Annotated in this window: 10 protein-coding genes; 4 read left to right on the forward strand and 6 right to left on the reverse strand. The window is 51.7% G+C overall.

Annotated elements, in window-relative coordinates:
• Nucleotides 1-671: 671 nt before the first annotated feature.
• The gene (locus H6F91_RS13675; RefSeq protein ID WP_190772084.1) at nucleotides 672-1,241 is read left to right on the forward strand and encodes a hypothetical protein; all 570 of its coding nucleotides are present in this window, start codon (nucleotides 672-674) and stop codon (nucleotides 1,239-1,241) included.
• 188 nt (nucleotides 1,242-1,429) lie between these two features.
• A complete protein-coding gene (locus tag H6F91_RS13680) occupies nucleotides 1,430-1,792 on the forward strand; it encodes a hypothetical protein (protein WP_190772083.1) in 363 nt (120 codons plus the stop codon).
• A gap of 392 nt (nucleotides 1,793-2,184) precedes the next feature.
• Here the strand turns inward: H6F91_RS13680 and H6F91_RS13685 are convergent, their stop codons facing one another.
• The 3 genes from H6F91_RS13685 to H6F91_RS13695 all read right to left on the reverse strand — a co-directional run bounded on the left by H6F91_RS13685 (nucleotide 2,185) and on the right by H6F91_RS13695 (nucleotide 14,454).
• Entirely contained in the window at nucleotides 2,185-3,249 is a 1,065-nt protein-coding gene (locus H6F91_RS13685) for a glycosyltransferase family 2 protein (RefSeq protein ID WP_190772082.1), read from the reverse strand.
• A 109-nt stretch (nucleotides 3,250-3,358) separates the two neighbouring features.
• Nucleotides 3,359-10,126, reverse strand: a complete 6,768-nt coding sequence (locus H6F91_RS13690; protein ID WP_190772081.1) for a non-ribosomal peptide synthetase — start codon at nucleotides 10,124-10,126, stop codon at nucleotides 3,359-3,361.
• Between the two features lie 974 nt (nucleotides 10,127-11,100).
• On the reverse strand, nucleotides 11,101-14,454 hold the full coding sequence (locus tag H6F91_RS13695; RefSeq protein WP_190772080.1) for a non-ribosomal peptide synthetase: 3,354 nt from the start codon (nucleotides 14,452-14,454) through the stop codon (nucleotides 11,101-11,103).
• A 1,077-nt stretch (nucleotides 14,455-15,531) separates the two neighbouring features.
• Between H6F91_RS13695 and hppD the strand changes: the two genes are divergently transcribed.
• Nucleotides 15,532-16,617 carry a 4-hydroxyphenylpyruvate dioxygenase gene (hppD, locus tag H6F91_RS13700; protein WP_190772085.1) on the forward strand — a complete coding sequence of 362 codons (1,086 nt, stop codon included), beginning with the start codon at nucleotides 15,532-15,534 and terminating at the stop codon, nucleotides 16,615-16,617.
• A gap of 74 nt (nucleotides 16,618-16,691) precedes the next feature.
• Nucleotides 16,692-17,804 (forward strand): bifunctional chorismate mutase/prephenate dehydrogenase, encoded by a 1,113-nt coding sequence (gene tyrA, locus H6F91_RS13705; RefSeq protein WP_190772079.1) that lies wholly within the window; start codon nucleotides 16,692-16,694, stop codon nucleotides 17,802-17,804.
• Nucleotides 17,805-17,995: 191 nt separating this feature from the next.
• Here tyrA and H6F91_RS13710 read toward each other — a convergent pair whose 3' ends face one another.
• The 3 genes from H6F91_RS13710 to H6F91_RS13720 all read right to left on the reverse strand — a co-directional run bounded on the left by H6F91_RS13710 (nucleotide 17,996) and on the right by H6F91_RS13720 (nucleotide 22,626).
• The gene (locus H6F91_RS13710) at nucleotides 17,996-18,397 is read right to left on the reverse strand and encodes a sulfur transferase domain-containing protein (protein ID WP_190772078.1); all 402 of its coding nucleotides are present in this window, start codon (nucleotides 18,395-18,397) and stop codon (nucleotides 17,996-17,998) included.
• 181 nt (nucleotides 18,398-18,578) lie between these two features.
• The gene (locus H6F91_RS13715; protein WP_190772077.1) at nucleotides 18,579-18,956 is read right to left on the reverse strand and encodes a response regulator; all 378 of its coding nucleotides are present in this window, start codon (nucleotides 18,954-18,956) and stop codon (nucleotides 18,579-18,581) included.
• Between the two features lie 91 nt (nucleotides 18,957-19,047).
• On the reverse strand, nucleotides 19,048-22,626 hold the full coding sequence (locus H6F91_RS13720) for a PAS domain S-box protein (RefSeq protein ID WP_190789385.1): 3,579 nt from the start codon (nucleotides 22,624-22,626) through the stop codon (nucleotides 19,048-19,050).
• Between the last annotated feature and the right edge of the window lie 218 nt (nucleotides 22,627-22,844).

Raw genomic sequence — 22,844 nt, forward strand, 5'->3', positions numbered from 1 at the left:
CTGAAACCGTTGATTTTGCGTGCGCTTCGCGCACGCAAAATCAACGGTTTCAGAAAAACTGTCCGAACTAATGTTATATGAATTATGGTCGTCTACCTGTTGTTTCTGTTGATATGGTTTGATGACCATCTTGAAGGATATTTAGGTTCTGCACGGCTAGCACTGAACAGGGCGCATATCCCTAGCTTTTCTTCGAACGCTTTGCGATCGCCCGTTGCGCTACTAATTGTAATTAGAATTTTCCTGAAAATCAGCTCTCCAATGATAAGCTCTCTAAAAGAATGGCCAAATAAAATCGTAATTTGAAACGGAAGCTAAACTCTTCTCATCCTTGTTATGCCAAAAGATTTTGAGAAACTTGTGAGCGTTGTCTCAAAAGGATTCAGAGGTTAAAACTTAGGTTTATTGCTAGGCATAATCTTCGTTTGCAAGGGGCTATCTTTGGCCAGAAGTCTGAGCACGTATCTAAAAGAAATGGTTTTTTTAGAGCTCTGTTCTCACTTATGACAGAAGGATTAATTAAGAAGAGTACCTTAGCTTAAGGTAATGCTGAAATCAAAAAAAATGAGCCACATGATACCAATTCTTTACTCTTCAATCGTGGCTTATTTTTATGAAGTGCTCCCCTGTTTTTAGTCAATAACTTTTTTAGTCCTTTCAGGAAATCGGTGATGAAACGCTTTGCTCTGGCCTTCTTTTCTCTCGTTGTCTCTGCCGTTGTTTTTGCTCCGGTTGCACAAGGTCAGGAAACACGCCCAAATAACAATCAATCTCCACAGTTTAATAACGAAACTCTTCAGATTCAGGATAGGCAAACAACTCGTGTATTAACTCCAATTCAGCTAGCAACTTTAGCGAATCGAGGCTATCTCTCAGACCAAGGAATTCCCGGTTATGGAAACCTGATGGTTGGGCTCAGAACCGGAAGCATCACAGCTAATGACATTATTCAGGCTGCTATTGATGCCGGAAGAACAGCTCCTAGTACAGGAGAGGAGTCAAGCTACAGAACTGCACTTCGTCGACAACTTTACGCTTTGCAAGACAGAGCAAGCGATTCGAATGATGGGGCCGGTAATGATGGCAATGACGGTGGCAATGACGGTGGCAATGATGGTGGCGATGACGGTGGCAATGATGGTAGTGGTAATTCCAGTGGAGGAGAGGCCGATGGTAATACTTCTGGCGGAAGTACCGGCGGGGGAACTTCTAGTGGCAGCAATGGGGGCTCTAATAGATAGTGGTGATTAATACGATTCCATAGCCTAGTACTCTACCCAAGAATTTTTGAGGGGTCGTAGACCCCTCAAAAATTCCTTAAATTTAATTTTTAAGTGTGGAGTAACCCACACTTAAAAATTGACAGACCACTAGTTATTACAATAAAGTTGACAGCTTCCCTATAGCTCTCCTCGGTTGGAACGCATGTATGAAATCTCCTATCCAACCACTAAAAATTATTACAGCTTTACTGTTTGCGATCGCTGCTTCCATAGGGTTGACGCCCGCCCAAGTAGGAGCTGAAACTTTACCGCGCTCTATTATTAATAGCCTGGCTTATCCCACCAGTTCTCAACGATTCTTTGAGGAAGGATATGCTCAGATGGAACGCGAAATCCAGCAGTTGCAAGGAAGGCTCGAAACCAATACCCCTGTCCTTAACGTTCAGCCTGCTGTTCGGGAACAGCCTGAGGAATTACAGCGGCTTGAACCGCAGTTAGAAGAAATAATACCAGAGCAGTTTTCTCCAACGAATACCCAGGGTTCTGAACGGCATCTATTACTTCACTAGTACGCTGAGGCGGAAATCCATCACCTATGTTTTGTGTGGGGTGCGAAGCACCCCACACAAAACATAGGTTGCGAACTTAGGCCGCAGCCTACTAGGGTCTGTGAAAGTTGTTTTTTATGCGCCTCACGATCAAAAAAAACAACCTTTAAAACAGGCCATGAAATAACAATCAGCATAAGCTCATCACAACACCGTATAAGTCCTATTTGCAGCGCTTTTTGCTTGAATTAGCCACGGTTGTTTTTGTGAGAGCCGCGCGGAGCGCGGTTCTCACAAAAACAACCAGATTTTAAGCGCTTGAAAAGCGCTGTAAGTGAATTTGTAGCTTAATGATTTGAATTAAGAAACCCGGTGTTTCTGAAAACACCGGGTTTCTAGGGCGTGCTTAACAATTAAACCTGTTGCGCCTTTTGAATATCGCGGAATCCTTTGGCGAATACCGTATTGCTGAGAAAATCCTCAAACAGGTGAGGGGGATCGGCATCAGGTTTGCGTTGTATCATCTGACGCAGGCTCCATAGAGAGAAGCCTGTTGACCAGGCCAGATCCGCCAGGGCTGCATAGAGGACGCCGTGATTTTTTACGAAATAACGGCGGCGAGAATCCCATACGTATTGAGGGATGCGTTTTTTAGCGCGATCGCGCCCCGTCACTCCGGTACTCTGTCCTGCCAGGTGCATCACCTTACTCTCAGGAACGTACCAGCATTCCCATCCGGCGCGTTTTGCCTGTAGGCAGAAGTCTGTTTCTTCGTAGTACAGGAAGTAGTTGTCATCCATTAAGCCAACGGACTCAAATACTTCGCGACGAATGATCATACAAGCGCCGGGCATCCAATCAATCTCCTGGGGGCGATCGGTCGCCATCGTTTGTGCCACCACCCAGCGGGACAGCAGCTTTGAGACAAATCCCAAACGCAGCCCCGAATCCAACTCACTGAGGATGGAGGGGAAGCGAAAGGCGATCGGCCACAATTCCCCATCAAATTTCTCGATGCAACTTCCGGCAATTCCTGCCTTCGGATTGGCATCCATAAAATCTACCAGGGCTTTCATGGAACCAGGTCGTGCCTCTGCATCAGAGTTCAGCAGCATGTAATAGGGAGGCGGATCGTCCGATTGGAAAGCCGGGCGAATCGCTTCATTGTTGCCATAGGCAAAGCCCCCATTCCTTTCTGCCGGAACCACGGATGCCCAACTACTCCAGCCTTCTGCTTCAATCGTCTGGGCAATTTTTTCAGCGGAGCCATCCCCTGAATCGTTGTCCACTACTACGGCTTGCATACCGGGAAGGGTGGGAAGCTCAGGAACGAGCGATCGCAATGCGCTAATGGTCAGGTCGGCGGTGCGGTAGTTGACGATCGCAACCAGCAAAGGCACTGAGCACTTCGAAGACGATGGAGTTTCGGTTATGTCCTGTTCCGCACACAGGTCTGCACGCTGGGATTGGGTAGTCATGAAAAGGTGATCCATTGAGTGTCGGATGGGTCATCCACATGCAGGGGCTACATGTCAAACGTAAGCTAACGGCTCTAACTTGGCCCCCCGAAGAGGGCCAGGGTTAGATTCAGGCTGCCTGTTGTGCATCTGCATTGGATTTGGACTGGTTAGCATCTTGAGCCAGCGTTGCCACCTCGTTGATAGCCGCTTGTAGATGCTCGGCTAACACCTTCACATTGGGGTCTTGTAGCATACTGGCGTGCCCACCAGGAACATCATAACTGCGGACTTGGGCCGCACGCTTATCCCATCCCAGCAAAGGCTCCGCGTACTTCTCAATGGCGGGAGTATCGTCGATAGGGGTGCCGTCAAAAATATTGCTCTTCTGGGTCGCCCGATAGAGCAGCACTTCACCCTCGAGTTGGCCATCAAAGCGATGCTGAGGCCCTGCCCACATAATCACGGTACGCACTGGGATATTGCGTAGGAATGGGGGTACGGAGATATTGCGATCGAGGCAGTAGCGGAACAAGGACAGTTTGGTATGCTTGAGCGCTGCCAAATACCGCTGCTGAGTTTCGTAAACCAGGAGGTTGGTGGCTTTCTTCCGGATTTTATTTGCGATGGACAGGACTCTAACCAGAGGATTAGATTGTGTCCCTGTTTTCATAACTTGAGCAAAGCGGTTGAGGCGCTGGCTGTTGGCATAGTTGCCACCCCGTTCGGGAGTTCCCACATCGGCAGCATCAAAAATCGCCAGTAAAGCAGTTTTCTGCCCCTGTTTTTGCAGTTGCAGGGCTACTTCAAAAGCCAAACGCCCGCCTGCACACAGCCCACCAATGAAGTACGGCCCTTCGGGTTGAATCTGGCGAATTTGCTCGATGTAGAAGTTGACCATGTCTCCGATGCGCGTATGCAAGAGGGGAAAACCTGCCGCACTGTAAGGGCGTAATGCATACACCGGAATGGTCGGATCGAGTTGCTGCGCCAGACTCCGGTAGACCAGGGTTTCTCCGTCGGCATCGTGAATCAAGAACAGCGGTAACTGGCCAGTGCCGGGTCGCAGTAGTACCACTGATTCGTAGTGAATCGGCTCTGCATGATTGCTCACGTTTTCCTTATCCAGAACGGCAGCTAGCTGTTCAACTGTGGGAGCCGTTAGAACGGCGCTCAAAGGCAGCTTTGTCCCAAACTGCTGTTCAATTTGGGAGGTGAGACGTACTGTGAGCAGTGAGTGACCACCCAGGTCGAAGAAATTGTCGGTGACGCTAATAGCCGGCAAATTCAAGACTTCGGCCCAAATCTGCGCCAACTGTTCTTCTGTTTGGGTGCGAGGGGCCACATGAACGGCTGTTGCCATGCGATCCGACAAATCCGGCTTGGGTAGAGCGCGGCGATCGATTTTGCCGTTGGGGGTGAGGGGCAGTGCTTCCAGGGGGACGAAGACCGAGGGCACCATGTAGTCGGGGAGCGATCGCTTCAAAAACTGCCGCCATTCGCTAGCTCCAATTTCCTCACCAGTTGTCACCACATAGGCCACCAGTGCCTTACGGCCAGGTTCATCTTCCCGCGCCGCTACCACACACTGCTGCACCGCTGAATGCTGCTTCAGGGCTGACTCAATTTCACCCAGTTCAATCCGGAAGCCCCGGATCTTCACCTGGTGATCCATCCGGCCCAAAAATTCCACATTGCCGTCGGGCAGATAGCGGCCATAATCTCCTGTCTTGTAGCAGATATCCTGCTGATCACCCGTCAGTGGATTGGCAACAAACTTCTCCTGACTCAGGGAACCCTCCAGGTAACCGTTGGAGCGGTAGGGTGTGCGCACGTAAATTTCACCCAATTCGCCAACCCCCGCCAAAGCCTGACCGGAATTCACAATCATGAGCTGAGTATCTTCGATACCCTGGCCCACCGGTAGGCGAGATGCTCCATGGTGCGGTGCAGTCGTTTCCCCACTGGGAGGAACTACGAAGTAGCTGGCCAGCTGCGGTGTTTCCGTTGCACCGTAGCCGTTGATTGCCGTTACATGGGGAGCCAGCTTGCGGAACTCATCCAGACTTTGGCGGGTGAGAATGTCCCCACCAAAGCAGGCATAGCGCAGGCTGGAGAGTTGGAAATTCGCGATCGCCGCTGCGCCTTCCCGGATCAACTGCCCCATGGCTGGGGTCAGGTGCATTACGCTGATTTCCGACTGGTGTAACCAGGTAGCCAGCTCGCTGGGCGTTTCCATCTGCGCCGGGGAGGGAACGTAGAGGGTGGCCCCAACGCTCAACGGGGTGAAGATGTCACGCCATAGGGGATCGTGAGCCAGGCCCGACAACTGGCTGAAGTGATCTGTAGTGGTGAAGGGGAAGGTGTGACGATACCACCTGAGGAAGTGGGAAACGGGGCTGTGGGTGCCCACAATGGCTTTGGGTTTACCCGTTGAACCGGATGTGAAGGACACATAGGCTCGATGCTCGGGATTGGGCACAGGTGGCTCATCCGTGGAGCATTGGGCTAGGGCGTCCGGTAGGGTTTGCCCATTGGCGGGAAGGGTGATCTGGCAAGTCCAGGGATGGTTGGCGATCGCCCCCTGCAATTCCTCAGGAAACTCTCCAGCTGCTTCCAGCACCACCAAACCTTTCGGTTGAGCGATGTCCAGGTAATCCGCCAAACGTGCCGCAGGATAAGCCGAATCCAGTACTGTAACGGCCGCACCTGCTTTGAGGATGCCCAGCATTGCCCACACCAGGGAAGCGCTACGAGAGGCATAGATCGCGACACCGTCCTGAGGTTGAATGCCCTGGCTCACCAAGTAGTTCGCAAGTTGATTGCTGCGCTCGTTGAGGGTGGCATAAGTCCAGGTGCCGTGGCTATCAATGACGGCGGGTTGTTGGGGAGTGCGATCGCTCCACTGCACAAACTCGTGATAAATTACCTCGCCTGCATCGTAGGTCAGCGGTAATTGAGGATCAGGCAACAGAGCCGCTTTACCCGGTGTTACCAGAGAGAGTTGGGGGATGGGTGTTTCGGGGGCCGCTGCAATTTGCTGAAGCAGATATTCATACTGCACCAGCATTTCTTCCATTCGGGCCGCACTGAACAGGTCAGCGTTGGAAACCAGGTTGACCCACAGTTCCCCGTCCTTCTCGCCCACGTACAAGGTGATGTCGAACTTAGAAGCCGGTTCTGCAACCGAGAGGGATTGGACGTCCAGATCCGCCAGCTCAACAGGGATGCCCTCAAAATTGAACATGTTAAACCACACCTGGAAGATAGGGGTGCGGCTCAGATCCCGCTCGGGATGCAGTTCTTCCACCAGCTTTTCGAAGGGCATGGCCTGGTGAGCGTAGGCTCCCAGAGCAGTTTGACGCACGCGGCCCAGCAATTCTCGGAAGCTGGGGTTGTGGCTCAAGTCAGTGCGCAGGACGACGGTGTTGATGAAGAAACCAATGAGGGGTTCTAATTCGGGGCGATCGCGCTCTGCAATAGGCGTTCCCACCACCACATCCTCTTGTCCTGCCATCCGGCCCAGCAACACCTTGAAAGCGGCTAACAGGGTCATGAACAGGGTGGCCCCTTCCTGCTGGCTCACCTTCTTGAGAGATTGAGCCAGGTCACCGGAGATCACCCGCGTATGACTTTGCCCGCTGTAGCTCTGGGTAGCAGGACGAGGATAATCTGTGGGCAGCTCCAGGGGAGTAATGCCCTGAAGAGTTTCCTTCCAGTAACCGAGGTATTGCTCCAGCACCTCTCCGGCGAACCACTGGCGCTGCCATTCCGCGAAATCAGCGTACTGTACGGGTAGGGCCACCAGGGGATTGGGTTGTCCGGAACGGAAGGCTTGATAGAGATCGCGCAGCTCCCGGAACAGAATTTCCATGGACAGACCATCGGAGCAGATGTGGTGAACAACCACTTGCAGCACATGCTCTTCGGGCTGCAACCGCACCAGGGTTGCCCGCAGCATCAGATCCATGGAGAGGGTGAAGGGGCGTTGCTCCTCGCGGGTCAAAATTTTCTGTAATTCGGCATCGCGATCGCCCGCTGCCCTTTGGCTCAGGTCAATCAGGGGTAGCTCAAAAGGCTGGTGGGGCAGAATGACCTGACTGGGGATACCGTTGGTGGCGACAAAGCAGGTACGCAGCGGCTCATGTCGCTCCATGATGGCATCGAGCGCCTGTTGCAAAGCGGCTACATCTAAAGAACCCTGGAGTCGGATGGCCTTACAGATGTGGTAGGCATAGCTGTCAGGCTCCAATTGATCCAGGTACCAGAGACGCTGTTGAGCAAAGGAGAGAGGGGCTGACTGCTCGTTGGAACGTTGAGGAATAATCTGTCGTTCCGTTGAGTCGTTTTCGATAAACTCGGCTAATCCTGCAATCGTGGGAAATTCAAACAACCGTCGTAGGGGTAAGTCAATTTCCAGATTTTCCTGAATGCGGGCGATTACCTGTGCTGCCATCAGCGAGTGGCCGCCCAGGGTAAAGAAATCGTTTTCGATACCGACTCGCTCAACGCCAAGGATTGCCGCCCAAACATCCGCCAGGGATTTCTCTAGTTCGGTTCTGGGAGCTACATAGGGTGTGTCAGAATTACCCTGGCTCAGGTCTGGATCGGGTAACGCCTTGCGATCGACCTTGCCATTCATATTGAGGGGCAGCGCTTCTAACACCTGGAATGCCGAGGGCACCATGTAGTCAGGCAACTTGGCCTGCAAGAAACGGCGCATGGTGTCAGTGGTCGCGGGTTGGGCGGGGTCTAGCACCACGTAGGCCACCAGACCTTCTTCATCTCGCCACAGGGGTTTCAATGCCACAACACTATCGCGAACACCGGGGCACTGCCGCAGGGTAATTTCGATTTCACCCGGTTCCACCCGCATCCCCCGAAGCTGAATCTGAAAATCCGATCGCCCCAAAATCTGCACATTGCCATCGGCATCAAAACGGCCTAAATCTCCAGTGCGATAAAAACGCTGACCATCAATGTAGATGAATTTCTCCTGAGTTAATTCATCACGATTGAGATAGCCCTGAGTAATGCCATCACCACTGAAGCAAATCTCACCGACCATGCCAACCGGAACGGGATTGAGATAGCCGTCATACAACCGAACCATTACGTTGGGAAAGGGTTTACCCACCCAGGTTTTTGTGACGGTGCGATCGCCTGCAAAGAAAGTGCAACCCATGCAACTCACTTCGCTACAACCATAAATCACAAAAATTTCAGCGTTACGGAACGCCCGCTTCATCGCTTCTTGTAAATCCGCTGATACCAGATCTCCACCCGAAGATACATGCTTCAGGTTATCGAAGCGAGATACATTCAAACCGTTGTCATGGATGTAAGCGATTAGTTTGCGGAGCAGGCTGGGAGATGCATGGATCGTATTAATTTCTTCCAGAAGCTGAATCATCCGCTTAAAGTCAAGGACGCGATCGCGCTCCAGAATGACCAGTTGACCACCAGCCACCAACGGCAACAGCAATTCGAAAAAGGTAATGCTGAAGGTATACCGGGCCATGGACGGCAGGATGATATCCGGGCCAAACCGATAAGTATCGACAGCAACGCGAATGTAGTTCACCAGGTTGCCATGGCTGGCCATCACCCCTTTGGGTTTGCCCGTGGTGCCGGACGTGTAGACGATATAAGCGGTCTGGTTCAGATCTAGCGAGAGATTTAGATTATGGGTGGGTAGCGCGGCCACATGAGCCCAATCGCGATCCAGGCAGAAGGTGGCAGGAACCAGCGCAGGAACCACCGATTGTAGGTGGGTTTGCGTCAGCAGCACCTGGGGTTGTGTGTCTTCGAGAATAATGCCCAACCGTTCGGCTGGGTAGCTTGGATCCAGTGGGACGTAGGTACCTCCAGCTTTAAAGATGGCGAGGAGGGCTACTGATACATCTAAGGAAGGTTCAAAGCAGGCCGCTACCCGTGAGCCGGGAGTAACACCCTGAGCCACAAGATAGTGAGCCAGTTGGTTGGCCCGCTGGTTCAGTTCGTTGTAGCTAAGGGCTTGCTCCAGAAAACGAACGGCGATCGCCTCGGGCCGCTCTGCGGCATGGGCCTCGATAGCTGTAAAGACTGGGAGCCGGGGATACTCAACGGTAGGGCTACCCCACTCCACGAACATCTGCAGCTTTTCGCTGGGGGTGAGCAGGGGCAGACTGGCAATGGGGGCATTGGGAGTGGCGATCGCCCCCTCCGCTAATTGGCCCAAATGTCCAGCCAAACGCTCAATGGTTTCCGGCCGGAACAGGTGAGTATTGTATGCCAGCGTGCCCTGCAGGCCTGTTTTGGTTTGGACCAGCACTAGATGAAGGTCGGGTGTACCTTGATCGAGAATATGGGCTTCAGCTTCGGAAGAGGTAGCTGCGGCCTCCGTTACAAAGGTAAAGGCGACAGTAGCCGGAGTGGGAAGGGGCAACCCTGCTTCCATGGCGGAGGAGAGCTGATGTGCCAGAGTTTGCATCGACTCTGTTTCATCCAGCGTTAAGGCAATACCCCGTGGTTTTTGGGGAGTGTTATTGGAATTGACCAGGGTCACGTCCAAATCAAGGGTAGTCTGCTGGGTGTAGCGGAACAGCAGCCCATAGAACACTGTCAACCAGAAGGAACTGGGATGTTTGAGGAGAGGGGAGAAGGGTTGGTGAGGAATTTCTGGCAGGGAGTCTGCGTGGCAGAAACTGATAAATCCGAATTGATGTGGGGTTGTTGGGTTTTTTAGGAAATCCCAAGGCAGCTGCATATCTGAGCGCATTTTCTTAACCGGCTGAGATTTGGAGGTAAGAGATGAAGGCTCAAAGGATCGTTCGGCTCTGCCGTTCCGTCCTTGGGAATTGTCATCACCTTCACAAACCGATGCTTCAACTGGCACCAACACTTGCTCAAAACTCATAGTGACTCTTTACAGATGAAAGGGAATGACTTGAAACGATTGGGTCGTGGCCGACGTTTGAGTCCTCTACAGCAAGACCACCGGATGGCTGGATGTGTTAGAAGAACAGCACTAGTGGGGTACTACAATCTAGTTCTGCAGCAGTCCGCTGTTAAGCCAAAATTTTCTAAAACCAGTGAATTGCCAATACCGGTCGGTCGGATCTTCAACGTTAGAGAGGGGCAACCCGTAGATAGGCTCGCGTAAATTTGGTAGAGCACCCTCCTAAGTCTAGAGCCACTATATAACTGACTGACGAATATCCTCCTGATAGGGTTAACTTACGCTTCAAACGATGAATAGCTGTTAGTGAAAATTGTCCGTAGGATGACGGATAAATGAACAACTAACCTAGAGGTCTTTCAGTGTATTACCCATGTCATGGCGAACATAACATAGAGAATTTCAGCAAACCAATATTTTCTTATAGAAATTCATCAGAAATACATATTGACCTCTCCGTACTACGGAGATGCTTTATGTGCGCAGTTTGCATAAGGATACTATCCCCTAACACATAGGCTTTGGGCTTCTAGCCCCGCAGCTAGCTGGGAAAAAAGAAGTTAATTTTTATGGATAAGGCATAGGAAAGAGTGCTACTTTCCGATAACAACTCATTTATTTTTGCCATCACTTTACGATGAAAAATAAATGAGTTGTTATATCGGAACTAACCATTAGTAGCTCAGCCTAATTAAAAAGACCCAAAGGGTTGTGTCGCCCGCTTTGTGGATGGCACAGCCCTTTGGGTCTTTTTAATTGCAATCACCTACTTATCCTCAGTTCAGGATAAGCTAAAGTGCCCATTTTGGTGTACGCAGAGCGTACACCAAAATCCCCCTGAACCCAGCTATGAATTTGGATGCGCCCTTGGGCACATCTTGCACCCAATAGGTGTGACGTTCGTCTGCTGGCTGTATAGGCTCTAGCCCGTTTTATTGAGGGAGATAGGGGGTTAAGTGCTCTGCCATCATTCTGACATTGGGAGTTCTCAGGATGCCCAGGTGATTACCGGGAATGTGCACAACCTCAAGCCGATCAACATAGGAACCCCAGCCCATATCTTGATTGGGGTCGACCTCAAATGGGTCGCGATCCATCGCCCGGAATAGGATGACGTTGCCTTTGTAGGGGGTGAGGAAATAATAGCGGCTTACCTGTGCCCGAAACGCTTCTCGTACGTCAGAAGGTACATCAGTTGACGGCGGGCTTGCTGGCTGTACTCCTTCATTTGTTTTGCTATGAGCGGGAAGCTTGACCTTGCCTTTAAATTTGTTGAGCGTGCCCTGAATTTTGTCTGCGAGATAGGACGGGCCTTGCTGGGTTGCCATTTCCAAATGCTTTTTCAGACGATGCTTCAGAGATGCCTGGGCATAGCTATTGGGTGCTTTTGAATCGAGCAGAGCGATCAGGGCAACTTCTTCCCCTTCGGCTTCGAGTTGCTGTGCCATTTCGTAGGCAATGACGCCACCAAAAGACTCACCCGCGAAGTAGTAAGGGCCATGGGGTTGCAATGAGCGTACGGCCTTTAGGTATTGCTGGGCGATCGCCGGAACCGTAGAGAAATGGGCAAACTTCGGATCATCCTGCCAGCCTGGCCCAGCCTTGAGAATCTCCACCTCCTCCTCCAGATAAACCCCGTACACGGGCTGATCGGGATCGAGGTGTTCCACCAAGTCACGGTAGAGTAAAACTCCATACAAGCAGAATAGTGGTGGTTTGCTCCCCTCTTTACGAAGGGGCACCAACCCGGTATTTGCAATGCTTCCCTTGAAGTTGCGGATGAGCTCCGCCATCTCCTCGATGGTCGGTGCCTGCAAGGGAGCCGTGATCGAAAGAGTTTTGTTGAAAACGGTCTCAATTTGCATGAGAATTTGCACCGCCATCAGCGAATCACCGCCCATTTCAAAGAAATTGTTGCGGATGCCGATAGGGGAAATGCCTAGGACTGTTTCCCAAATTTCTGCGAGTTGAGACTCAAGCTCGTCGCGAGGAGCGACATACGCGCTTGCATCTACCAGATCTGCCAGGGTGGGAACCGGTAAATTCAGCCGATCTACTTTGCCGTTAACGTTCAACGGCATGGCATCCAGTTCTTTGTAAATGGTGGGTACCATGTAGTCGGGTAGTTTCGCCTCCAGAAACCGGCGAATTTGCTGGGTCGTGGGCTTGTTGTCTGCCTCCAACACTAGGTAGGCAATTAAGCTTTTCTCCTCATTGCCCGGAAGAGTTTGGGCGGCAACTACGGCCTCGCGCACTCCGGCTACCTGGCGCAGGGTTGCCTCAATCTCGGCGGGCTCCATGCGGATGCCCCGTAACTTGATTTGAAAATCCGCACGGCCCAGAATTTCAAGATTGCCATCGGTATCAAAGCGACCTAAGTCGCCGGTGCGGTAGTACCTCTGGCCGCCAATCATGACAAACCGTTCAGCCGTTAATTCATCACGGTTCAGATAACCTTTGTTAATCCCAGCACCACCAAAAAAGATTTCACCAGGGATACCAACGGGAACCAAATTGTAATCCGGATCGAATAGCCTTACCGATACATTGGGGAAGGGTTTACCAACACGGGTTTTGGTTGGGCTACCATCTCGGGGAGTGAAATAGGTGCAGCCCATGCAACTAATTTCGCTGCACCCGTAAATGACAAACACTTCCGCGTTGGTAAAGGTTTGCTTCATCATTTCCAACAGGTCAGCGGCTACCATATCACCACCTGAGGAGACATGGCGAAGCTGCTGGAATCGGTTCAGGTCTAGCTGGTTGTCGTGGATATAATTGACCAATTTACGCAGCAGACTGGGAGATGTGTGGATGATGGTGACCTCTTCCAGGGTCTGAATCATCCGCTTGAAATCCAGAATATGATCGCGTTCCAGCAGTAGCAAACGTCCGCCTGCTACTAGGGGTGACCACAGCTCAAACATCGTGATGCTGAAGGTATAGCGGGCAATGGATGGCATCACATCCTGGTCATTAAACCCATACTTTTCCTGGGCTACCCAAATGTAATTGATCAGATTTTGGTGGCTGGCCATAACCCCTTTGGGCTTGCCTGTGGTCCCCGAGGTGTAGATGATGTAGGCGGTCTGATCCAAGTCGATGGGGTAGTTGGGATTGTGAGTGGGCTGCGAGGCTACCGTTTCCCAATCACGATCGAGGCAGAAGGTATGCTGGGCGATCGCCGGTACGTTCCCCAGTAACCGCTCCTGGGTCAATAGCATGAGGGGTTCCGTGTCTTCGAGGATAGCGGTGCGCCGCTCCAAGGGGTGGCTGGGGTCAAGGGGGACATACACACCGCCAGCTTTATGAATAGCCAGTACACCTACCAGTACCTCCAGGCCGGGTTCCAGACAGGTCGCAACGCGTACTTCGGGGCCGACGCCGAGGGTCCGCAGGTGGTGAGCCAATTGGTTGGCCCGCTGGTTCAACTCCGCGTAAGTCAGGTGTTGGTTGGTAAATGTGAGGGCGATCGCCTCAGGACGCTGTGCAGCGTGTGCTTCAATGACCGTGAAGATGGGCTTTTGGGGATACTCAACAGCAGGACTGGCCCAATCTACAAGTAGTTGATGAGTTTCGTCGGCTGTTAGAAGAGCCAGGTCAGCAACAGTTTGATCCGGGTCACCTATGAGACCTTCGATGAGCTGGTTGAGATGCCCGGCACACCGCTCAATAGTGGAGCGCTCGAATAAATTGGCGTTGTAGCGCAGGGTGCCCTGAATGCGTTCTGGGGCGCTCTGCACATGTAAATGTAGATCAGGTGCCTCGGTTGTCAATTTCCCGGTGAAATCAGCTGTGTCAAAGGAAACGACTATATTAGAGCGTGACTGGTTCTCCAGTGATTCCAGCCCGCTCTCTGGATCTGAAAGGGCAACGGAAAGGTTTTGCACCAGGGAGCGAAGGGAAGCGAGGCTAGATACCGATGTCGTCAGACCCAGGGGTGGCAGCGTGGTCTTGTGATAACTCAGTGCCAGGACATCTAGATTAATGAGGGTTTGTCGGGTGTAACGGTATAGGAGGGCGCTCAAGGCAGCCAGCACGATGCTATCGGGATGAATGCCTTGAATGAGTTGCTCAGATAAAAACTTGGGCAGAGTTGATGGAAGGGTAAACTGAACCTGCTCTGGATTGTAGGATGTTGCCGCTGTTTTGAGGTAGTCGTAGGGCAACTGAAGCCCAGGCCGCTCTTGAAGCGACGTTGGTTGAGATTCGGTGCGGGGAGAGGGGCTGCTCTCCACCTGCTGTACCGATGAGTCTAAAGCATCCAGAACCGATTTAAAGCTCATAATCCGCAGCTCAAGAGGTAGTTCTTCAGTAACGCGCAGCGACAGGGCTATCTATAATTTGCGCCCCCGTACAGGGCACATTAAGGAGATGACTTTCGTCCAAAACGATGAACCGAAAATATCTATTTATGTGCACTGAACGTCTCAACTCAACGAACAGGGAAAACCATCGCTTACACAATACAACCCTTCAGGTAGAACACCTTAGGGAGTAGCCATTTGCCATCGATAAACTGATGAGATAAACGGATGTAGCGGTGTACCCACTCTAATCCAATCATTCTGTCTCTGGTAGTCCCATCCGTATTTTCACGGTGAAAATGAGACGGGGCTACAAATCGGGAAACCCAACAATAGTCAGAAACAAAGATTAGGAATCTGTAATTCTTAATTTGGAGGCTATCACAAATTTGGAGATCGACCAAAAAATCTAAGGCCAAGTTCACTAGAACTACATAGAAATCCTTCGATATTTAGGGATTGCAAAAACTGACCATTTATCCTTTAGCTTTTTTTTCATCCTTTTTTTCAACACATTTGGTAGTTTCCCTGAGAACATAGATTTTGTTTTAGGGATAGAGGCATGAGAATAGGGATTCTAAAAATTTCCTACTTTCCCTATCTATTTGTATTTTTGTCATTTTTATATGAAGCTGTACGGAATGAGAGGTTTGATACGCCTATGTACCGCACCTCTCATTTCGTGCAGCTTGGTATTGGTTTAGCTGTAATTTGATCCCATAGTGAAAATACGTAAGTCTTCATAGTGCCTTTAAGAAGATGTCATGAAGTGAATGGAGTTTTTTATATTCCATTTTCTGGAATCGAGTTTGTGCTTGATGTTTGCAATTAAACCGTTCTGATTCTTGTTATTTCTGAAACGATTACGGAGCTTTTGGCAAATCTTTAAGCAAGCTTCTCTCCGTATGAAGAGTAGATGTACCCTCTAGTGGACTTACTTAGCCCTGAGCTAGAGTGAGTCTCAAGTTCACCCAATAACCCCCTGAAATATCTCAGAGCTGCGGTGATTTCTCCTTAGCGTTTTACGTTCATTTAGCTCTAAGCGGAGAGGCTATGATGAGTGATGTCTGCCCCATTATCGGAGTTGATCATTTGGAGTTCTTCGTCGGTAATGCGAAGCAATCGGCGCAGTTTTATTCCAGATGTTTCGGCTTTCAAAATACTGCCTATCGTGGTCTAGAAACGGGAGAACGCAAGACTTCATCCTATGTTATGGAGCAGGGAGAAATTCGCTTCGTTCTAACCTCTGCTATGGTGGGTGACCACCCCATTAATAAGAGTGTGATGAAGCATGGCGATACCATCGGCGTTATGGCATTTCAAGTGCCCGACGTTACCGCTGCCTACCGGTATGCTATTTCTCAGGGGGCAGTCGGTGCCATTCCTCCCACTGAGCAGGATGATGAGCATGGAACGCTGCGTTATGCTGCCGTCCGCTCTTTTGGGGATGTGTTAGTTAAGTTTGTTGAGCGACAAGCTTATAGCGGCCCGTTTGCTCCTGGATTCGTAGCCCGCGCCTCTGTTCCTGGCCCTAATGCTGGTCTAAAGCGGATCGACCACATCGTTGGTAACGTTGAGCGGGGCATGATGGATCGCTGGGTGGAGTTTTTCCAGAAGGCGATGGGCTTTGAACTGCGGATGCATTTCGATGAGCAAACCATTTCCACTGAGTATTCTGCTCTGATGTCGAAGGTGTTGCAAAACGGTAGCAAAACTATCGTGAACATCAACGAGCCTGCAGATGGTTTGCGGAAGTCCCAAATTGAAGAATTCCTGGATTTCCACTACGGCCCTGGGATTCAGCATATTGCATTGGAAACGACCGACATTGTGCAGGCGGTAGTGCAATTGCGGCAGGCCGGGGTTGAGTTTCTGCCTATCCCCAAAACCTATTACGAAAATCTGGAAGACTGGGTTCGCGAAATTGATGTCCCAGTCGAGAAGCTGGCAGAACTGGGCATTCTGGTAGACCGCGATGAGGATGGATATCTGCTGCAACTGTTCACCAAGCCGCTGGGCGATCGCCCCACCCTCTTCTTCGAAGTCATTGAACGTCATGGATGCCGTGGCTTTGGTGCCGGTAACTTTAAATCCCTGTTTGTGGCTCTAGAGCGTGAGCAAGCCCTACGCGGCAACCTTTAAGTTTTTCCGTTTCCCTGTTTCGACCTTTTTTGTACGCCAACGAAACCCCCTATCGTCACGAGGTAAAGCTGACTATGGCCGGAACTAAGACGCTACAGCAAATCGACCAAGCTTTGATTGCGCTGCTCAGTGAGCGCATTTCCCTACTAGAGACCTCGGGTGCCCCCTCCATAGAAGAGCAGCTGAGTAATGCTCGGTCATGCTTAATGAATACGAATGTTACGGAGTTCACCTGGAATTCTTTAATTGTAAACTGCATGGCAGCTCTGGCAACGGAGACACCTACCCCCCAACAAAAGCATGCCCAAAGCCGCCGTATCACGGTAATTGGGGGCCGTGGGATCATGGGAAGCTTCTTCACTGAGCGGATGGCTGCTGCAGGCCACCAGGTGAGCATCCTGGAGTATGACGATTGGGATCGGGCCGATACGCTGCTAGGCGATGCGGATTTGGTGCTGATTGCAGTACCCCTCAAGAGCACTGTGGCGATGGTTCGTAAGGTAGCGAGCTATCTTTCCCCCAACACGATTCTGGCAGATGTGGCCAGTACCAAAACCGAAGTGGTGCAAGCCATGATGGAGCATCACAACGGGCCAGTTGTTGGTTTACACCCAATGTTTGGGGTTGGCAGCGGTACCTTCCTCGGTAAGAAGGTGGTGGTGTGCCCCGGACGTAACGCTGAAGCATCCCAGTGGTTGTTGGATCTGATTGAGGCCGATGGCGGTACCCTGATCACCTGCACTCCTGAAGAGCATGACACGATGATGGTGGCGGTTCAGGTCATTCGATTCTTCTCTGACTTCAGCCTGGGAACTTTTTATGCCCGAGAAGGGGTGGACATCGATCGCAGCTTCGAGTTTGCTAGCCCTCTCTATCGCTCCGAAATCAACATCATCAGTCGTCTGGTGACTCAAGATGCTGCCCTCTATGTAGACATTTTGATGGCTTCCCAGGAACGTCTCGATGCTATCGAACGAATGGTCGCCACCTACAGCCACCTGGCAGATTTGTTGAAGAAGGGCGATCGCGCCGGTCTCATTGCCGAGTTCGAGAAAACCGGAGCAGCCTTTAAGCCCGGAGCGAAGCGCTCCATGGTAGAGAGTAGCTACATGCTGAATAACCTCAGCAACTTCGTCGCCGCTAGTCAGGTTGAGATGGAGCAGACCTGCGAAGCTGCTGCTGCCTAACCCGCTTTTCCAGCGCAGGGCGTTGCATCCCCTGAAGAAAGACAACGTTAGTGCGATCGCCTGATTTTCAGCGCCCCTGTCTGAAAATCAGGCTTTCCTATATAGCGGTGTGTACGTTAATTCAGTACGTTCGTGTTAGGCCAGTTTACGTTTGAAAAGCCTCGCTCTGCGAGACTTTTCAAACGTAAACATTATTCCTGGCAGACGGGTGTCAGCAGCCCCAGTCTCTCGGCCTGTCGAAACGCCTGCTTAGGCGTCGCCCCCTGCTGCATCGTGATGTAGATCAGCACAAGCAGCGCTGCTCGAATGCCTGTGTCACAATGCACCAGCAATGGTTTACCCAGTTCATTAATCAACTTGAATGTTTGTAAGATGGTTTCCTCGTGCAAGTTGTCGAAACTCAGGGGAAAGTTCAGGTAATTCAACCCAAACAATCCCGCTTTGACCTCCTCAGAGGGCTCAAACTCGTATTCCCCCGGCGATCGCAAATTCAAAATAGAGCGAAATCCATCGCCAACGAGCTGTGGCAACTGCTCAGAGGAGATCTGTCCGGCGATCGCCAACTCATCATTAATTTTACGAATCGTTTCCATGCCGACCTCCCCGATTGTGGGGAACAACCATGACTGGTTAATGCCCTACCGATTCTGTGAATCGAGCTGAGGAGACATCGCCCTAACAACGGTGCATAGCTGAGAGGTAGATGGCTCCTAGTTTTCAAGCTACGGCATAAATGTGAGAAACTTGTGAAGAAGTTATGTTAAGTTGTATGTCTTAGACAGCCCAGCCCAAGGCGTGAGCGATCTGATTGGCGAGATCCAGGGGATTGAAGGGTTTGGCGATCGCCTCCTGAATTCCTAAATCGGTATAACGCTTGCGATCGGATGCCTGCACTTTGGCTGTCAATAATAAGACCGGAATGGTGCGAGTTTGATCGTTTTCCTGCAATTTTTGGAAGGTGGTTAGCCCATCCATATCAGGCATCATCACATCCAGCAGAATTGCGTCGGGCTTCTCCTGAGCTGCTTTTTCGATGCCCTCCATCCCAGAACTGGCGGCAATGACCTGCCATCCGGCTACGGTTTGGAGACAAATTTGCGTCACTTCTTGAATCGAGACTTCATTGTCAATAATGAGTACTTTTTTGGTCATATCTATGCAAATCATGAATCAAGTGAGCCAGAGATGCTTTAGGTCCGTGCTGCAATAGAACTAACTCCTACGTTGACCCAAATCATCAGGGTTAATCAGTGGGAGCCTCTTGATTGGGCGATCGCAGCGGGATGGTGAAATAGAAAGTACTTCCCTTCCCCAGAATACTGTCGACAAAAATATGGCCCCCGTGCTGCTGCACAATGTTACGACAGATCGCCAGCCCTAGTCCTGTGCCATCCTGATTGCGCGAATCTGATGCATCCACCTGCTGAAACCGCTCAAAAATAGTTTCCTGCTTATCTAAGGGGACGCCCCGCCCCTGATCGGCTACCGAAAACAGGACGTGGGGAGGATTGAGCAGATTGGCGCTTTTGCGGAGGATCGTCGCAAAAGGTCCTTCTGCCTGGATATTGGAAGCATCCGGTTGTAACTCAGACCCCTGATCCAGAGTCGCCGTAATCCATACATGGCTATGGGCTGGCGAAAATTTGATGGCGTTGCTGAGTAAATTCGTCAGGGTTTGGAGAATGCGATCAGGGTCTGCCTGGAACGTGATGGGTTCAGCCTGTACTTGTAGAGTAATTTCCGACTTCTCTGCCATCGGCTGTAGTGCATCAGCTGCCCGTTGCACCAATTCCTTGGCATCACAGGCTTGCAGTTGCATCGTCACCTTGCCAGATTCGATGCGTTCCACATCCAAAATATCGTTAATTAACCGCACCAATCGCTCTGTGCTGGCAACCGCAATATCTAATAGGCGCTTGCTGGTGCTTGGATCGGTCGCCAGTAAACCGCTAGCCAACATTCCTAACGAACCGTGGATGGAGGTGAGCGGAGTGCGTAGTTCATGGCTCACCACTGAAATAAATTCATCCTTCATCCGTTCCACCACCTGGCGTTCGGTGATGTCCTTAAACGTGATGACACTACCCACAATTTCTTGCTCCTGGATGGGGGTGCTGACGTATTCCACTGGAACCGCCGTGCCATCTTTACACCAGAAAGTATCACGCTTGGCTTGTGCCGCTCCGTTGTACAAGAAGACATCAATGGTAGAGGGGCCATCCGAGTCTCTATTTGCGGATTCCTTGGCATTCTCCAGAATTACCTGGATGGATTGTCCAATCAGTTCATCGCGGGTGTAGCCCAACAGATTTGTCGCGGCTGGATTAATGAACGTGATGCGGCCTTCCAGGTCTAACCCACAAATTCCTTCTCCTACAGAATTGAGGATCAGCTCATTCTCATGGCTCAGGTTAGCGAGGGCTTCCTCCGCTTGTTTACGCAAGGTAATGTCCCGCAGGATGACTGTATAGACGACTTCCCCGCCCACCTCAAATTTGGAAATCGACGCCTCAGCCGGAAATTCTGTACCATCCTTGCGACGGCCATAAATTTCCCTCCGCTCACCCATGCGTCGCGCATTGTTATGGGCTTGGCCAAAATCCTTTACATGGCCCTGATGGACGGCGGCATAGCGCTGGGGCAACAACACAGATAGGGATTGATCGCGAACTTCCTGGGCTGTGTAGCCAAAGATCTTCTCGGCCCCCTGGTTAAACAGGGTAATCCGCTGGCACGCATCGACAGAAATAATGGCATCATCGGCGATGTCAAGAATCCCCGCAAACCGGGCCTGGGATACTCGCAGCGCTTCCTGTGCGCGCTTGCGTTCCTCCAGCTCCCGCCGCAGTCGCTCGTTGACCCCCACCAACTCGGCAGTACGCTCAGCCACCCGCACCTCCAGCTTGTCACGGGAGCGTTGTAAGGCCTCATCCATCTGCTTGCGGTCGGTCACATCCCGCGTGACCACGGCATACCCTCGGAGTGTTTGGTCAGGGTTCCACACGGATGTAATGACGACATCTCCCCAGAAACAGGTGCCATCCTGCCGTTGCCGCCATCCCAGGAATTCGCATCGCCCTTCGGTACGGGCGATCGCCAAATCCTGCTCCGGCTTCCCAGTGGCCACCTCTTCCGGCAAATACAGCCGCCCCAAAAATTGCCCCAGAATCACGGCTGGCGAATATCCTTTAATCCGTTCAGCTCCGCTATTCCAGCTAATGATATGCCCGGTCGCGTCGAGCATATAAATCCCATAGTCTTTGATCCCGTCTACCAGCTGATGAAACTCTTCCTCTGAGTGCCGTCCCTGAGTTTTGGGCTCCGCCACAGGAGCTTCGCTAAATCGCCGCAACAGCCGCACTCGTTCGAGGCGATGCAAGATGCGACTGACCAGTTCTGGGCCAACGATGGGCTTGCTGACAAAATCATCGGCTCCTGCTGCAAACACCTGATTCACGGTTTCGGCATCCTGGTGTGCCGTCAGAATCATAATGGGGAGTCCGCCCCAGCGATCGTGTTCGCGCACCTCCTGGCAAAGCTCAATGCCGTTGCGGTAGGGCATCTGAATATCCAAAATCAGGAGGCTGGGAGTAGCCGCTTCCAGCGTGTTCCAAAACTGGCGGGGATCTGGCAGGGTTGTGACATGGAGTCCCCAGGGTTCCAGGAGGGTTTTGACCGTCGCCAGCATAGCGGGGTCATCATCAACCACCATCAACCGTTCTTGGGGTGGGGTAGAAGGGGCCGGGTCGGGTGTAGGAGCGGGCTGGGATACTGGAGTGGCTGAGGCTTGAGGAGCGTCGATGTCGTTTTGAATCGAGCGCACCAGTTCTGCCATCTGTACGGCTTTTCTGGTGGATCCGGCGGTTTTGTCTTGTAGCCAATGCTCCAGGGTACGAGCGTGTTTGGATGCTTCCGGGAAGCCAAAGGTGCCAAGAGAGCCTGCGAGGGTATGGGCATCTTGAATGGCCTGTTGCCTGAGGGCCTCCTCCAGAGTGCCATTGAGGAGCGCAGTTACGGCCTGTTCGACGACGTGGACTTGGCCCTGTACCTGACCTTTGAACTTCTCCCAAAGTTGGGCGATCGCATTTAAGGTCTTCTGCTGCACCGCTTCTGAGGGCTTGTCCACCTCTGTGGAGGTTTCCGCTGTTTCCAACGGTTTTAAGCGATAACCAATGCCATAGACGGTCTCGACAAAGTCTGCTGGGGCTCCCTTTGCCTTAAGCTTTTGCCGCAGACCCTTAATATGGGTTCGAACGGCCTCCTCCCCTGGCATCTCCTCAAAGGACCAAATTTGCTCCAGAATGACTCCACAACTAAAGACCCGACGGCTGTTGCGCAGGAATAATTCTAATAGGGCATATTCTTTAGGGGTGAGGGTCAGCATCTGCGAACCAAAGCTCACCTCACAACTGCTGGGGTCGAGCCGTAGGGGGCCCCATTCCAGCACGGGTTGGCCCGCTACACTTCCCCGCCGCAGAAGTGCCCGAATTCGAGCCGATAATTCTTCTGGGTCAAAGGGTTTGACCACATAGTCGTCAGCCCCTGCATCCAACCCCTGAGCTTTATCGTGGCCCGTATCCCGTCCCGTTAGCATGAGGATCGGCATTTGGTGCCCATCGGCCCGGACTTTTCGACACAGCTCAATGCCATTTCCGTCAGGCATCACCACATCCAGCAATATCAGGTCAAACGGGAAGGCATCGAGCAGCTCTAATGCACTCACCCGATCGGGCGCAATCTCTACGGCGTAATTTTGACCCGTCAGTAAGGCTGCAATGGCTTGGGCGGTTGGGGTGTCGTCTTCTACGACCAGGATTCTCATTGTGATTTGGGGAGAAACACAGCTAGAGACAGATGAGCACTGACAGCATACAAGGGGTTCAGCCGAACCGACTGTTCTGTAAACAATGATTTCCGTTTAGGATTGCGCGATCGCAATCTTGGGAACTTGTCTCCATTCAGTGTAGGCATAGAGCGAGGGGTTTGGCAGGTTCAGTCCGGGGCAAGCGAATAGGAGGGGCAGGGGGCGGAAGGTAGAGG

The organism is Leptolyngbya sp. FACHB-8, from assembly GCF_014695575.1.
In the GTDB taxonomy this organism is placed as follows: Bacteria; Cyanobacteriota; Cyanobacteriia; order Elainellales; family Elainellaceae; genus Vacuolonema.

What these genes read in the sequence shown, in the direction of transcription:
- hppD (WP_190772085.1), top strand. Translation starts at nt 15,532, where the DNA reads ATGAGTGATGTCTGCCCCATTATCGGAGTTGATCATTTGGAGTTCTTC.
- H6F91_RS13710 (WP_190772078.1), bottom strand. Translation starts at nt 18,397, where the DNA reads ATGGAAACGATTCGTAAAATTAATGATGAGTTGGCGATCGCCGGACAG.
- H6F91_RS13685 (WP_190772082.1), bottom strand. Translation starts at nt 3,249, where the DNA reads ATGACTACCCAATCCCAGCGTGCAGACCTGTGTGCGGAACAGGACATA.
- H6F91_RS13675 (WP_190772084.1), top strand. Translation starts at nt 672, where the DNA reads ATGAAACGCTTTGCTCTGGCCTTCTTTTCTCTCGTTGTCTCTGCCGTT.
- tyrA (WP_190772079.1), top strand. Translation starts at nt 16,692, where the DNA reads ATGGCCGGAACTAAGACGCTACAGCAAATCGACCAAGCTTTGATTGCG.
- H6F91_RS13720 (WP_190789385.1), bottom strand. Translation starts at nt 22,626, where the DNA reads ATGAGAATCCTGGTCGTAGAAGACGACACCCCAACCGCCCAAGCCATT.
- H6F91_RS13695 (WP_190772080.1), bottom strand. Translation starts at nt 14,454, where the DNA reads ATGAGCTTTAAATCGGTTCTGGATGCTTTAGACTCATCGGTACAGCAG.
- H6F91_RS13715 (WP_190772077.1), bottom strand. Translation starts at nt 18,956, where the DNA reads ATGACCAAAAAAGTACTCATTATTGACAATGAAGTCTCGATTCAAGAA.
- H6F91_RS13690 (WP_190772081.1), bottom strand. Translation starts at nt 10,126, where the DNA reads ATGAGTTTTGAGCAAGTGTTGGTGCCAGTTGAAGCATCGGTTTGTGAA.
- H6F91_RS13680 (WP_190772083.1), top strand. Translation starts at nt 1,430, where the DNA reads ATGAAATCTCCTATCCAACCACTAAAAATTATTACAGCTTTACTGTTT.